We start from the raw sequence: 15320 nt of genomic DNA on the forward strand, positions 1-15320 counted from the left end.
AGTTTATGTTGTTACAAATTTATTTTCAAATTTAACTCTTTTAATTGTTCTTCATCAATTGCAGAAGGAGCGTCAATCATAACATCACGTCCTTTGTTGTTTTTAGGGAAAGCAATAAAATCGCGAATTGTTTCTTGTCCACCTAAAATAGCAACTAGTCTATCTAATCCAAAAGCAATACCACCATGTGGCGGAGCGCCATATTCAAAAGCGTTCATTAAAAATCCGAATTGTTCTGCGGCTTTTTCAGGAGTAAATCCTAAGTGTTTAAACATTAAAGCCTGCATTTTTTTATCATGAATACGAATTGAACCTCCTCCAATTTCGTTCCCATTTAGCACTAAATCATAAGCATTAGCTCTTACTTTTCCAGGATCGGAGTCAAGTAATTCTATGTCTTCAATTTTTGGTGAAGTAAAAGGGTGATGCATTGCGTGGTAACGTTCTGTTTCTTCATCCCATTCTAATAATGGAAAATCAGTTACCCAAAGCGGAGCAAATTCTTCTGGATTTCTTAAGCCTAAACGTTCTGCCATTTCCATTCGTAAAGCACTTAATTGAGCTCTTACTTTATTTGTAACACCTGATAAAACGCAAATTAAGTCTCCAGGTTTTGCGTTTGTAGCTTTAGCCCAATTAGATAAATCATTTTGATCAAAAAATTTATCTACAGATGATTTAAAAGTACCATCATCATTACAACGAACGTACACCATTCCTAATGCGCCAACTTGTGGACGTTTAACCCATTCAATTAATTTGTCAATTTCTTTTCTACTATAAGTATTTCCGTTAGGTATTGCAATACCAACTACCAATTCAGCATTATTAAAAACGCTAAAATCTTTATGTTTTGCTACTTCGTTTAATTCTCCAAACTCCATTCCAAATCTAATATCTGGTTTGTCATTTCCGTAGCGTTTCATAGCTTCGTTATAAGACATTCGAGGGAATTTATCTATTGTAACTCCTTTAACTTCTTTTAATAAATGTTTTGTTAAGCCTTCAAATGCATTTATAATATCTTCTTGTTTTACAAAAGCCATTTCACAATCAATTTGTGTAAACTCAGGCTGTCTATCGGCTCTTAAATCTTCATCTCTAAAGCATTTTACAATTTGAAAATACTTATCCATTCCGCCAACCATTAACAATTGTTTAAAAGTTTGAGGCGATTGAGGTAAAGCATAAAACTGTCCTTCATTCATTCTGCTTGGTACAACAAAATCTCTTGCACCTTCAGGAGTAGATTTAATTAAAACGGGGGTTTCTACTTCAATAAAACCTTCATCAGAAAGATATTTTCGAACTTCCATGGCAACTTTATGTCTAAAAATCAAGTTGTTTTTTACTGGGTTTCGTCTAATATCTAAATACCTATATTTCATTCTTAATTCATCACCACCATCAGTTTCATCTTCAATAGTAAATGGAGGAACTGCAGATTTATTTAAAATTTCTAGCTCTTTTACTAAAATTTCAACCTCACCAGTAGGAATGTTTTTGTTTTTTGAAACACGTTCTATTACTTCCCCTTTAATTTGAATTACAAATTCTCTTCCTAAAGATTTTGCCTGATCTATAATGGTTTTTGAAGTACGTTCTTCATCAAAAATAAGCTGAGTAATTCCGTATCTATCTCGTAAATCTACCCAAATCATAAATCCTTTATCCCTAATTTTTTGAACCCAACCAGCTAAAATTACTTGCTCGCCAAGGTTTTCTAAACGTAATTCCCCGTTAGAATGTGTTCTATACATCTTGAATATTTTATTAAAAAGAAAGTGCAAATTTAGTGATTTCAAGTAAAGCATAAAGATTTAAAGCTTTTTTTTTGAAAATGAACCTTTATGACCTTAAATAAAACTCAAAATTACACATAAATATCTTAAATATAGTAAATTAAATATGTGTTTGTATCAATTTAATTGGCGAAAAATCTTTGTAACTTTGGAGAATTAAAATTTAAAACCTTGGATGCAAAATTATATTTAGTGCCTACACCTATTGGAAATTTAGAAGATATTACGCTTAGAGCCATTAGGGTTTTAAAAGAAGTGGATTTAATTTTAGCGGAAGATACTCGTACAAGCGGTAAATTATTGAAGCATTTTGAAATAGCTACACATATGCAAAGCCATCATATGCATAATGAGCATAAAATGGTTACAACTATTGTGCAACGAATAAAAAATGGCGAATCGGTTGCTTTAATTACTGATGCTGGAACTCCTGCTATTTCGGACCCCGGTTTTTTATTAAGCAGAGCTTGTGTTGAAAATGATGTAGAAATTGAGTGTTTGCCTGGAGCAACAGCTTTTGTTCCTGCATTGGTAAATAGTGGTTTACCTAACGATAAATTTGTGTTTGAAGGATTTTTACCTGTAAAAAAAGGAAGACAAACACGATTAAAATTTTTAGCAGAAGAAACTAGAACCATGATTTTTTACGAATCGCCACATAAATTATTAAAAACACTTACCAATTTTGCAGCATATTTTGGGGAAGATCACTTAATTTCAGTTTCTAGAGAATTAACCAAATTATACGAAGAAACTAAACGAGGAACAGTTAAGGAATTGATTGAATATTTTACAGCAAAAGTTCCAAAAGGAGAATTTGTAATTATAGTTGGAGGAAAGAATTCAAAATAAATTATTTCTTTTCTGTATCAATCATTTTTTCAAAAATAATTCCGCCTTTAAACATTCCTTTTAAAAAAGGATGAATTTCTTTACCTAAATCGGTTAAGCTATATTCAACTCTTGGAGGAACTTCAGGAAATATTTTTCTGTTTATTAAATTATCTGCTTCCAATTCTTTCAATTGTTTGGTCATCATACGTTCACTAATATCGGGTATCAACTTCACCAGTTCGTTGTACCTTTTATTTCCTTGCGAAAGGTGTAAAATAATAGTGCTTTTGCGTTTTCCTTTAAACACATTTATAAAAGTATCTATTGGACAATAACTTTTTTTCATTTTTTTTACGTATTAAACCTTTAATTTATACAAAACAGCACAAAATGTTCGTAAGTGAATGATTTGTAAGCTCTTGTATACATTGTTTTATTAGTCGAAATTTGTAGCTAAATTAACAAAAAGAAAGTTAAAATGATGAATGATAAATTGAGTTTCAAGGCTTTTAGAGTTGAAGAAGAAAATGGAAAATTTAGTTCTGCAATTAAAGAAATGCCTTTTATGGAATTAGAGCAAGGCGAAATTTTAGTTAAAGTTCACTATAGTTCATTAAACTATAAAGATGCTTTATCAGCGAGTGGAAACAAAGGTGTTACTAGAAATTATCCACATACACCAGGAATTGATGCAGTTGGAACCATAGTTTCAACTACTTCTGATAAATTTAATATTGATGAATCTATTATTGTAACTAGCTATGATTTGGGGATGAATACCGATGGAGGTTTTGCCGAATATGCAAAAGTTCCTGAAAATTGGGTAGTAAAACTACCAGAAGGTCTTTCAATGAAAGAAGCTATGATTATTGGAACAGCCGGTTTAACAGCAGGTATGTCAGTTTTAAGATTGGTTGAAACGGTAAAGCCAGCAGACGGAACAATTGTTGTTTCGGGAGCTACCGGAGGCGTAGGATCAGTAACTATAATGATCTTAAATAAATTAGGTTATAAAGTTGCCGCAATTACAGGAAAAGAAACTGAAAAACAATATTTATTAGATTTAGGCGCTGATGAAGTTATTTTACGTAAAGATTTTGAAGCACTTCAAAATAGACCGTTATTAAAGCCATTATTTGCAGGAGGGATTGATACTGTTGGAGGTGTAATTTTAGAAAATATTATAAAATCTACAAATCCGTTAGGTGTTGTTACTGCTTGTGGAAATGCAGCTTCAATAAAATTAGAGTTAACTGTTTTTCCATTTATTTTAAGAGGAATTTCGTTAATAGGAATTGATTCTCAAAATTATCCAATGCAATATAGGGAGCAGGTTTGGAATAAATTAGCCGATGCTTGGAAATTAAATAATTTAGAAGCAAATGCGACTACTATTTCTTTAGATGAATTAAATGAAAAATTAAGTTTAATGTTAGCAGGAAAATTAAAAGGAAGAACCGTTTTAAAGTTGATTTAAAAAAGAATAAAAAAGCCGAAGAATTTTTTTCGGCTTTTTTATTCTTTTTTAATTTAATAACTCATTTCTACAATTTTTTCAACGTCGCTAGGGGTTACTTTTCCGTGTTCTCCTAAACCTTTCCATCCACGCTCTTCAAAACGTTTTGAAATTTGTTGTGCAGTTCCTTCATAACTTTCAGTATAATCAGATAAGTTAGTTTTAATTCCTAAAGATTGGAAAAATGCTGTTGTTTTTTCAATTCCAGCTTTTGCTTTTTCTTCTTTAGTTCCTTCAGTAACATTCCAAACTCGTTCTGCATATTGCGCTAATTTTTCCTTTTTATCTTCAAAATTTAAGGTGTAATGACTTCTGGCTATAATAGCTAAAGTTCGAGCATGATCAATTCCATACAATGCGGTTAATTCATGACCAATCATATGAATTGCCCAATCTGAAGGAACTCCTTGTTGAATTAATCCATTTAAAGCCATAGTACAACTCCACATAAAGTTTGCCGCAGCATTATAATCTGAAGTATCTTTTAAAATAGCAGGGGCAACTTCAATTAAAGTTTGTAAAATGCTTTCAGCAAATCGATCTTGTAATTTTGCATTTACAGGATAGGTCATATATTGTTCTAAAACATGAGTAAAAGCATCTGCCAACCCGTTAGCAATTTGGCGTTGTGGAATTGATTTTACCACTTCAGGATCTAAAACTGAAAATACTGGGAATAATCCAGGTCCTCCCATAGCCAATTTTTCTTTTGTTTCTGCACGTGTTATAACGGCTCCAGAGTTCATTTCAGAACCAGTAGCAGGTAATGTTAATACGGTTCCAAATGGTAACCCTTTTAAAGAACGAATGTTTTTAGATAAAATATCCCAAGGAGTTTCACCTTCAAATAAAGCAGCAGCGGATAAAAATTTTGTTCCGTCAATAACAGAGCCTCCACCTACAGCTAGTAAAAAAGTAATATTTTCTTCTTTAATAACTTTTAAAGCATCCATTAAAACTGCATATTCAGGATTTGCTGGAATGCCTCCAAATTCAATAACTTCGAAATTTGAAATGGCTTTTTTAACTTGTTCATAAATTCCATTTTTTTTAATACTACCTCCTCCATAAAGCATTAAAATTTTTGCATTTTTTGGAATTTCATTAGTAAGATTTTCTATTTGATTTTTACCAAATAAAATCTTTGTCGGATTTTTATATTCAAAATTATTCATAATAGGTGTTTTTATTCAATTATTGTTACTAAATCTTCAGAGCTTTTTCTCACTTTTTTTAAATTAACTAACCAATCTTTTTCAGTATCTCTATAACCTAAAGGAAGCATAACAGCACTTCTTAATCCTTTTTCTCTAAGATTTAATATTTCATCTAAAGCTGCAGGATCAAATCCTTCAATTGGCGTAGCGTCAACTTCTTCATATGCTGCCGCAATAATAGAAGCACTAAAAGCAATATAGGCTTGTTTTGCTGCATGATTAAAGTTTATTTCAGGATCTTGTTTTGGATAAAGGCCAAGTAATTTTTGACGGTAATTTTCCCATCCTTCATTTTTAAATCCACGAATTTCATTAGTTAAGTCGAACATTTTATTAATTCTGTCTTCGGTATATGTGTCCCAAGCTGCAAAAACTAATAAGTGAGAACAATCTGTAATAACCGATTGATTCCAAGCAATAGCCTTAATTTCTTCCTTTATTTGAGGATTTTTTATCACCAAAATTTCAAAAGGTTGTAAACCACTTGATGTTGGAGCCAATCGTGCTGCCTCAATAATTCTATCCACTTTTTCTTGAGGTACTTCTTTTTTATTCATTGCTTTTGCAGCGTACCTCCAGTTTAATTTATCTAATAATTCCATAATTTTAATTTCTATTTTTAGTTATTAAGTATTCTTTAATTTAATTTTTATAAAATGAATGTTTATTCTTTTTTGTTGTAAACTTTTATACTGTCCCAAGCAATTTGAAATGCATTATCAAGCTTAATTTTATTAAACTTACATTCTTTTTTATGTTTGGTTTGTGTTAAAAAAGCCAAAGGATAAATGGTAAAAGCGTACAAAATATATGGAGAAACGTTTTTAATACTTCCTTCTTTTTGTCCTCTTTCCCATAAAGATAATAATGGTTGTAAATGTTTTAATCCTTCTAATCTACTAGCTTCATCCACCATAGGAGTGTTGTCGCATTGCGATAAAAAATTGGCTTCTTCTATGTATGTTAATTTAAAATCAGCAATTTGATACCAAATGTTTTTAAATCCTTTTTTTACAGGTAAATTTTCATTAAAATTTAAAAATGCATGTTTGCTAAATGCTGCTTTAACTTCTAAATACAACTGGTTTATTAAATCTTGTTTGTTTTCAAAATAGATATAAATAGTTGCAGGAGAAACTTCAGCCATTTTTGCTATTTTCGACATAGGTGTATCATGAAATCCATTGTTATTTACTAAATGCAGCGTAGCATTTAATAAAGAAGTTCTTTTTTTATCACATTTTTGTCGAATAGCCATAAACTTTATTTTGATGCAAATATACAATATAATTTTACAAAATGAATGAACATTCATTTTGTAAAATATTAAATTTTTATTAAAATTAGAAAATAGTACTTTTACACTTTACATAATTATGGCAATTAAAAATCAATTAAAAGATAAACTTCATCCTAAAAATATACACCGAAATGGTTATAATTTTAAGGCGTTAATTAGAGTTTATCCAGCGTTAAAAGAATTTGTATTTATTAATAAATTTGGAACAGAAACCATTGATTTTTCAAATGCAAAAGCTGTAAAATCAATGAATACAGCTTTGTTGTTTACATATTATAAGCTTTCTTTTTGGGATTTTCCTGAATCAAATTTATGTCCAGCTATTCCTGGTAGAGCTGATTATATTCATCATTTAAATGATTTATTGAAATTTTCTGGATTAACTAATAAGGTTAAAATTTTAGATATTGGAACAGGAGCAAGTTGTATTTATCCAATTCTTGGAAATGCCATTTATGATTGGAAATTTGTTGGAACAGACACCGATGAAAATTCCTTAAAAAGTGCTGGTAAAATTTTAAAAAAGAATAAATTAACGCAATTTATTGAACTAAAACAGCAACTAGATTCAGAAAATATTTTTAAAGGAATTATAAATAAATCGGATAAATACACAGCAACCATGTGTAATCCGCCGTTTTATAAGTCAGAAGAAGAAGCTATGTTAGCTAATGAAAGAAAACGAAAAGGACTGAAAATTATTGATAAAGCATCTTTAAGAAATTTTAGTGGAAAACAGCAAGAATTATGGTATAAAGGAGGTGAAAAAGCATTTGTTCATACTTATTTATATGAAAGTTCCATGTTTAAAAAACAGTGTTTTTGGTTTACTAGTTTAATTTCAAAAAAGGAAAACGTAAAAGGAATGTATGATTCTTTGGAAAAACTTGGCGCAACAGAGATTAAAACAATTCCAATGCAGCAAGGAAATAAAATTACACGTATTGTTGCTTGGACTTTTTTAAATGAAAAAGAACAGAAAGAATGGAATTAACGTTTTATAATTAATACCAACGTTTTTTATTTTTTTTAGAAGCAGCAGATTTTCGCCCTTTTTTAGTATTACTTCCTCGTTTTATATAAACTTCTGGTTTTGCATTTGGGTCAAGCAAAAAAGGATGTTCAGTTTCAACAGGAATGGATTTTCCAATTAATTTTTCAATAGTTAGGATATAGGTTTTTTCATCCGCAGCACAAAAAGAATAAGAATTTCCTTCATTTCCAGCTCGTCCAGTTCTTCCAATTCTATGAACATAGGTTTCAGGAACATTTGGAATATCAAAATTAATAACAGCATCTAAATTATCAATATCAATTCCACGCGAAGCAACATCCGTAGCAATTAAAATGCTTACTTGTTTGTTCTTAAATTTATTTAAAGCCTCTTCTCTAGCACTTTGTGTTTTGTCTCCGTGAATACTATCTGCTTTGTATCCATTTTTACGAAGCATTTTTTCTAATTTTTTAACTCCAAATTTAGTACGTCTAAAAATAAGGATATCACCTTTTACATTGTTTCTTAGCAGGTATAAGCATAATTCCATTTTTTTAGTTTTTGGAACGTAATACAAGGATTGATTGACACTTTCAGCAGCAGAAGATTTTGGAGTTACATCAACAGTAACAGGATTTTTTAAAATAGTATTTGCTAGTTCCACAACTTTTGAAGGCATGGTTGCAGAAAATAAAAGCACTTGCTTTTCTTTTTTACATAAACGTTCAATTTTTTTAACATCATTTATAAAGCCCATATCTAACATTAAATCTGCTTCATCTAACACTAAAGTTTCAATATAATCAAGGTTTACACAATCTTGTTTGTGTAAATCAAGTAATCTTCCAGGTGTGGCAATTAAAATATCAACTCCTTTTTTTAATATTTCTTTTTGCGGCTCAATAGAAGTTCCACCAAATAAAACAGTACTTTTTAAATTCGTATATTTTCCATAAGTTTTAAAACTTTCTTCAATTTGAATAGCCAATTCACGCGTAGGGCTTATAACAAGAGCCTTTATTTTTTTTACTTTTTTTCCAGAGTCTTGCTTATCAAATAACAGTTGTAAAATGGGTAAAGCAAAAGCAGCTGTTTTACCAGTTCCTGTTTGAGCTGTAGCAATTAAATCTTTTTTATCTAATACAAATGGAATTGTTTTTTCTTGTACAGGAGTTGCTAGTTCGTACTTGCTTTCCGAAATAGCTTTTAAAATAGGTTTATTTAAGTGAAGGTCTTTAAATTGCATAAAAGTTGTTTAGAACAAAAATTTTTGCAAAGATACACATATTTACAAGCTCTTTATTTGTAACATTAGTGTAATTAATTTTACTTATTTTTATAAAGCTTTAATCATTAAAAATAATAGCGTCATGCATAAAATGAAAAACAGCAATTGGGTGATTGTTTTAATTCTTTCAGTAGTATTTCTAATATCATCAACACAAACTTTTGCACAACGAAAAAAAAATAAATTGAAAGACTCTAAAAAGTATGAGCTAACAGATAACATGTTGAAAATGTTAAGTTTTAGGAGTGTAGGACCAGCAGCTTATTCTGGTCGCATTTCTGATTTAGCAGTAAATCCTAATAATAACTCTGAATATTATGTTGGAGTAGCTTCAGGAGGTTTATGGAAAACAACCAATCATGGAACAACCTTTAAACCAATTTTTGATAAACAATCCGTATACTCCATAGGTTGTTTAGCTATGGACCCAAATAATTCAAATGTTGTTTGGGTTGGTACAGGAGAAAATAATAGCCAACGTAATTTAGCTTACGGAAATGGAGTTTATAAAACTACAGATGGTGGAAAAACGTTTACTAATATGGGCTTAAAAACAAGTTCGCAAATTGGTAAAATAATGATTGACCCTAGAAACAGCAACGTTGTTTATGTTGCTTCACAAGGACAAGCTTGGGGACCAGGAGGAGAACGAGGGCTTTATAAAACTACAGACGGAGGAAAATCTTGGAAGCGAGTTCTTGAAATTGGTGCTTATACTGGAGTATCAGATATGGAAATGGATCCTAGAAACCCTGACATTTTATATGCAGCTTCACATCAAAGAGAAAGAAGGGTATATTCTAAAATTAATGGAGGTCCAGAATCTGCAATTTATAAATCAGTTGATGCAGGAAAAAATTGGACAAAACTCACCAAAGGTTTACCAAAGGGAGATGTTGGTAGAATTGGACTTGCACTATCTCCTGCGAATCCTGATATTATATATGCAGTAATTGAATTACCTGAAAATAAAAGTGGATTTTACAGGTCAAGTGATTTAGGAGAAAGTTGGGAAAAAAGAAGTGATAAAGGAACTACAAGCCCGCAATATTATAATGAACTATATGCAGATCCTGTAAATCCTAATGTAGTATTTTTGATGGATACGCGTGCAGGTCGTTCAAAAGACGGAGGAAAAACATGGGAAAATATTGAAGGTAATAATAAGCATGTTGATAATCATGCAATTTGGATTAATCCAAATGATACAAATCACTATTTAGTTGGGTGCGACGGTGGATTATATGAAACTTATGATGGCGCAAAAACTTGGCAGTTTATGAGTAATCTTCCAATAACACAATATTATCATGTTAGAGTGGATAATGATTATCCTTTTTATAATATGTACGGAGGAGCACAAGATAATGGCTCTTGGTTTGGACCATCTAAAACACATAGACGTTTTTTAGTTAATGCCGATTGGACTTACACTATTGGGGGAGATGGTTACTTATCTATTCCCGATCCAAATAATCCAAATATTTCATATCATGAATCACAATATTGTGGTATTAAAAGACATGATGAATCCACAGGGAATAGTGTTTTTATACAACCTCAACCTACAATTGAAGAAGAATATCGTTGGAATTGGAATACGCCATATTTATTAAGTTCATATAATTCAAAAACTCTTTATATAGCAGGTAATTATGTGTTTAAAAGTACGGATATGGGTGGAACCTGGAAAAAAATAAGTGGTGATTTAACAAGACAAATAGATCAGAATAGTTTACCAATGATGGGCAAAATGTGGGGACCTGAAGCCGTAGCAAAAAATTTATCAACCTCTAAATTCGGAAATATTTTCGCATTAGCTGAATCACCTTTAAAACAAGGAATGCTATATGTGGGTACGGATGATGGATTAATTTGGGTAACAGAAAATGATGGTGAAAACTGGACTAAATATGATAAATTTACTGGAGTTCCAGAAATGACTTTTGTAAATTATATTTTACCATCTCAACACGATGAAAGCACAGTTTACGCATGTTTTGATGGAAGAAAAAACAATAGTGATTTTACACCATATTTAATAAAAAGTACTGATAAAGGTAAAACTTGGACTTCAATAGCTTCAAATTTACCAAAAGGGACAGTGTATGCTATTCAAGAAGATTTTAAAAATCCTAATATTTTGTTTATTGGAACTGAATGGGGAGTTTGGACAACTATAGATGGTGGCAAAAAATGGGTTCAGTTAAAAAATGGAATTCCGCCAATTCAAGTTAAAGATTTAACGATTCAAAAACGTGAAAATGATTTGGTGATAGCAACTTTTGGTCGTGGATTTTATGTGTTAGATAACTATTCTGCATTACGAGAATTAAGCGAAGAAATAAATAATAAAGAAGCTCATGTTTTTGATATTAAAGATGCACTTTTATATTTTCCTTCTAGTAATTTAAATTATCAAGGCGATGTTCATTTTAGAACACCAAACCCAAATCCTTCTGCTAAATTTGAATATTACATTAAAACTGGGCACGAAACTTTAAAACAAAAAAGAGTTAAAGCTCAAAAAGCAGCTGAAATATTGGGTAAATTTATTTATCCTACAGAAGAAGAATTATTAGCAGAAAGTAAAGAATCTAAACCTTTATTGGTCTTTACAATTTATGATGCTTCTGGTAATATTATGAGAAAACTAAACTCACCTCTTAAAAGTGGATATAATAGTATTAGTTGGAATTTATCATATTTAACTCGTAGTGGAGCTAAAGTTCCTCCAGGAAATTATAAATTGGCAATAGATAAAAAAATTGATGGGAATTTTACACGAATTATTGAAGGAAAACCTTTTAAAGTAATTTCACTTCCAAATGCACTTGGAACACCAAATTATGTAACTAATTTTAATTTTCAAAAGGATGTTGTAGGTTTAAATGCAAAAGTAGCTTCAGCTAGAGGTAAAATTAAAGATATGAATACTAGAATTGAAAGCATCAGAAAAACACTTGCAAAAACACCAGTTGAAGCAAATGTATTAGTTAATAAAATGGATGATTTACAAAAAGAAATTGATAAAATTTCAAAAGTAATTATTGGTGGATTAGGTGCTAAAAACAGTGTTTTAAGTAGAATAAGATTTGCTTTATATACAACAAGTTCTGCACAAGTTGATATTACAGGTACTCAAAAAGAACAGTTTAAACTTGCGGAAAAGGATTTTAAAAATGAAGAAGTAACTTTAAATAAATTATTTGAAGTAAAACTTCCGGCATTAGAAAAAGAGTTTGAAGAAGTAGGTGGGGTTTTGTTTAATAACCAACCTAATAGAAGGTCTTATGAAGATTAGCTAACAAAAAAGGCAACCAATTGGTTGCCTTTTATATTTATATTAACTTTTCTTTAATTCAAGAGCTATGGTTTTAATCATTTCGTTGAATTCTTTTTTCTCATATAAACGTGAAAGAAAAATTATTTTTCCATTTTTATCTATAACAATATTACGGGTGACTCCAGAATTTGGCAGGGTAAACTTATCAAAAAGACTTCCGTCAGTGTCTATTGCAAAAGGATAGCTGACTTTCATTTGGCTAATAAAACGATTTACTTTTTCTGAATTTTCTTTTAAATCCATTCCAATTAAAATAAAATCATCATTTTTAAAACGTTGCCAAACTTCTTTTTCTAAATGAGGCATTTCTTTTCTACAAACGCTACACCACGAAGCTGTAAATTGTAATATCGCAACTTTTCCTTTTAAGGATTCATTGGTTATTTTGGTGCCATCCATTAAAGAAAATTCTAATTTAGGAGCTTGTTCTCCAACTTTAACTTTATACCCTCTTGTAGAATTTTCTTGAGCATGTAAAAAAGTTGATAAAGTAAAAAAAAGTAGTATTAGTAGTTTTTTCATAAAATGATTTATTTAAAGTTTTAAATTTATTGGATAAAGTTAATCTTCTTTTAACAATTTTTCTATGTTTTTAACATCTCCATAAAGCACAATAATATCTCCTGCATTTAAAACCGTTTTAGAGGTTGCTACACCTTGTGCTTTTCTAACTTTTCGAGATATTCCTACTAAGTTTTTTTGTTTTGTTATGGTAATTGTAGTTAAAACAACTACGTTGAAATTTTTACCAAAATCGAGTTCTAATAAAGTTTTTCCTTCGTATTTTTTAGGAACAGTTGCTTCAATAATACTATAATTTCCTTCTACTTCAAAGGAATCAATAACACCTTTAAGGTTTAATTTTTTCGCCCATCTTTCAGCAGTTTCATCTTCAGGATGCACAAACTCTTCAATGCCCATTGCTTCCAATACACCTTCGTGTAAAGGCGAAACAGCTCTACCAATTAATCGTTTAACATTTAATCGTTTCATTAGTGCAGTTGCCATAATATTAACTCCTTCATTTTCACCAATACAAATAATAACTACATCGGTATCTTTTAATGGTAAATACGTTACGGCTTGTGGATCGGTACAATCTAAGCAGACTGTGTGTGTAATATTTTCTTTTAAGGCTTCTACCTTAGTCATTTTGTTATCCACACCTATAACTTCGTTACCCGTTCTAGTAAGTCTTTCTGCTAAAGATGTTCCAAAATTTCCAAGTCCAATTATTATATATTTCATTTTTTTGAAATTAGTTTATTAAAATTTCTTCCGTTGGATGCGAGTATTTTGTGTGTGCTATTTTCTTTAAAAAAGAAATTAGTAAGGTTAACATACCAACTCTACCAATAAACATGGTTATTACTAATATAATTTTACTAGTATCAGAAAGTGTACTAGTAATACCTAAGCTTAATCCTACTGTACTAAATGCTGAAAAGCATTCAAAAACAATGGACATCATATCTTTATCTCCATCAAAAATAGTTATAAAAAAAACAGCAAATCCAATTACAATTAAAGATAATGAAATTACAGAAAAAGCTCTTTTTATAGAGATTTCAGCTATTTCTCTATGAAAAATTTCAGTTTTATTTTTACGTTTGGCTATGCTAAAAATATTTAAAGTTGCAATAGCAAAAGTACTAGTTTTTATACCGCCACCAGTTGAAGCAGGCGAAGCACCTACCCACATTAAAAATATAATTAGTAAAATAGTTGGCGCTTGTAATGATGCCATATTTATTGTGTTAAATCCTGCTGTTCTTGGAGTTACTGCTCCAAAAAAGGCTCCTACAATTTTACCAAAAACACTTTGATTAGCTAAAGAATGATTATATTCTAATATATAGAAAAACAATGAGCCAAAAACTATTAAAAGAGCTGTTGTAATAACAACCAATTTGGTGTTAATGTTTATTACCCAAGGCATATGAATTGCACTTTGTTTATCTTCAAAAATTTTAATTCTATTTTTAACTAAATGGTGCAGATATTTAAAGAAGTTGAAAATAATAGGGAAACCTATTCCTCCTAAAATAATTAGAAAAGCTATTACAATATGTAGTGGATAATTAAATCGATATCCAACTTCGTATAAATTATTGCTTAATGTTGAAAATCCAGCATTACAAAATCCTGAAACGGCATGAAAAATTGAAAAAAAGATACGATCGTTTAAATTTGGAATTAAGGTAGTACTTAAACTTCTAAAAATTAAAATAGCGCCAATTGCTTCAATTGAAAATGTAATCACTATAATTTTTTTTATAACACTAAATACTTCAGCAATTTTCTCAGAATTTGTCATATCGCTTAACATTAGCTGATTTTTATAAGAAGAAACTCCTTTAAAAAAGTAGCTAAAAAAGCTAGCAAAAGTCATTATTCCTAAACCACCTAATTGCATTAAAAATATTAAAACTATTTGCCCAAAGTGTGTAAAATAAGTTCCAGTATCTACAACAACTAAACCTGTTACACAAACCGCACTTGTTGAGGTAAATAAAGCATTTACAAATGTAATTCCGTTATGAGTAGATTTTGGGAGCATCAGTAAAATAGCACCAATCATAATTATCATAAAAAAGCTAAGTACAAATAGTTGTGCAGGATTAAGTTTCTCTTTTAATAAGTTAAAATCAATTAAAGATATTTCACGAATAAACACAATAAAAGTTCCAAATTGTAGCCAAATTCTGTCATTTAAAAAATCGATATCAAAAAGGTTTAAATGGTGAAATAACAGTACTAAAAGAATAATTGAAAAAACTATATCAAAAAGTAAGGCTTCTATTTTTTGAATATATTTTTGTTTAAAAAAACGGAAAATATTTGCTAAAATTCCAATGCTAATAGTTATTAGATAAAGCCAAAATAAATTTTGTTGAAAATTTTCAGATTGAAGCACGCCATAATCCATGATTATACCAATTACAGCTATAAAACTCAACAAAAAAGGTATTTTATTAAATTTTCGTAGTACTTGTTTTAATTTCAGCATTTGTTTTTTTGTT

Annotated in this window: 13 protein-coding genes; 4 read left to right on the forward strand and 9 right to left on the reverse strand. The window is 30.1% G+C overall.

Annotated elements, in window-relative coordinates:
• Positions 1 to 11: 11 nt before the first annotated feature.
• Positions 12 to 1760 (reverse strand): aspartate--tRNA ligase, encoded by a 1749-nt coding sequence (gene aspS, locus R3342_RS09345; protein WP_318939769.1) that lies wholly within the window; start codon positions 1758 to 1760, stop codon positions 12 to 14.
• A 213-nt stretch (positions 1761 to 1973) separates the two neighbouring features.
• Here aspS and rsmI point away from each other — a divergent pair, with 213 nt between their 5' ends.
• Positions 1974 to 2654: a 16S rRNA (cytidine(1402)-2'-O)-methyltransferase gene (gene rsmI / locus R3342_RS09350; RefSeq protein WP_318939770.1), complete on the forward strand. Its 681-nt coding sequence runs from the start codon at positions 1974 to 1976 to the stop codon at positions 2652 to 2654.
• 1 nt (position 2655) lies between these two features.
• Here rsmI and R3342_RS09355 read toward each other — a convergent pair whose 3' ends face one another.
• Positions 2656 to 2982, reverse strand: coding sequence for a helix-turn-helix domain-containing protein (locus tag R3342_RS09355; protein ID WP_318939771.1), 327 nt, complete (start codon positions 2980 to 2982; stop codon positions 2656 to 2658).
• Between the two features lie 132 nt (positions 2983 to 3114).
• Between R3342_RS09355 and R3342_RS09360 the strand changes: the two genes are divergently transcribed.
• Entirely contained in the window at positions 3115 to 4113 is a 999-nt protein-coding gene (locus tag R3342_RS09360) for a YhdH/YhfP family quinone oxidoreductase (RefSeq protein WP_318939772.1), read from the forward strand.
• Positions 4114 to 4166: 53 nt separating this feature from the next.
• Here R3342_RS09360 and R3342_RS09365 read toward each other — a convergent pair whose 3' ends face one another.
• From R3342_RS09365 to R3342_RS09375, 3 genes are all read right to left on the reverse strand, one after another.
• Positions 4167 to 5327, reverse strand: coding sequence for an iron-containing alcohol dehydrogenase (locus tag R3342_RS09365; protein WP_318939773.1), 1161 nt, complete (start codon positions 5325 to 5327; stop codon positions 4167 to 4169).
• 11 nt (positions 5328 to 5338) lie between these two features.
• On the reverse strand, positions 5339 to 5971 hold the full coding sequence (locus R3342_RS09370; protein WP_318939774.1) for a nitroreductase family protein: 633 nt from the start codon (positions 5969 to 5971) through the stop codon (positions 5339 to 5341).
• Positions 5972 to 6033: 62 nt separating this feature from the next.
• Positions 6034 to 6627 (reverse strand): TetR/AcrR family transcriptional regulator, encoded by a 594-nt coding sequence (locus R3342_RS09375; RefSeq protein WP_318939775.1) that lies wholly within the window; start codon positions 6625 to 6627, stop codon positions 6034 to 6036.
• A gap of 118 nt (positions 6628 to 6745) precedes the next feature.
• Between R3342_RS09375 and rlmF the strand changes: the two genes are divergently transcribed.
• The gene (gene rlmF / locus R3342_RS09380) at positions 6746 to 7663 is read left to right on the forward strand and encodes a 23S rRNA (adenine(1618)-N(6))-methyltransferase RlmF (RefSeq protein WP_318939776.1); all 918 of its coding nucleotides are present in this window, start codon (positions 6746 to 6748) and stop codon (positions 7661 to 7663) included.
• A gap of 10 nt (positions 7664 to 7673) precedes the next feature.
• Here rlmF and R3342_RS09385 read toward each other — a convergent pair whose 3' ends face one another.
• Positions 7674 to 8909 carry a DEAD/DEAH box helicase gene (locus R3342_RS09385; RefSeq protein ID WP_318939777.1) on the reverse strand — a complete coding sequence of 412 codons (1236 nt, stop codon included), beginning with the start codon at positions 8907 to 8909 and terminating at the stop codon, positions 7674 to 7676.
• A 133-nt stretch (positions 8910 to 9042) separates the two neighbouring features.
• Between R3342_RS09385 and R3342_RS09390 the strand changes: the two genes are divergently transcribed.
• A complete protein-coding gene (locus R3342_RS09390) occupies positions 9043 to 12255 on the forward strand; it encodes a VPS10 domain-containing protein (protein WP_318939778.1) in 3213 nt (1070 codons plus the stop codon).
• Between the two features lie 42 nt (positions 12256 to 12297).
• Here the strand turns inward: R3342_RS09390 and R3342_RS09395 are convergent, their stop codons facing one another.
• The 3 genes from R3342_RS09395 to R3342_RS09405 are packed head-to-tail and all read right to left on the reverse strand — an operon-like array spanning position 12298 to position 15307.
• On the reverse strand, positions 12298 to 12819 hold the full coding sequence (locus tag R3342_RS09395) for a TlpA disulfide reductase family protein (protein WP_318939779.1): 522 nt from the start codon (positions 12817 to 12819) through the stop codon (positions 12298 to 12300).
• A gap of 39 nt (positions 12820 to 12858) precedes the next feature.
• Positions 12859 to 13545: a TrkA family potassium uptake protein gene (locus R3342_RS09400; protein ID WP_318939780.1), complete on the reverse strand. Its 687-nt coding sequence runs from the start codon at positions 13543 to 13545 to the stop codon at positions 12859 to 12861.
• 10 nt (positions 13546 to 13555) lie between these two features.
• Positions 13556 to 15307, reverse strand: coding sequence for a TrkH family potassium uptake protein (locus tag R3342_RS09405; protein WP_318939781.1), 1752 nt, complete (start codon positions 15305 to 15307; stop codon positions 13556 to 13558).
• Positions 15308 to 15320: the final 13 nt, after the last annotated feature.

Origin of the sequence: Lutibacter sp. (assembly GCF_033723435.1) — a bacterium.
In the GTDB taxonomy this organism is placed as follows: domain Bacteria; phylum Bacteroidota; class Bacteroidia; order Flavobacteriales; family Flavobacteriaceae; genus Lutibacter.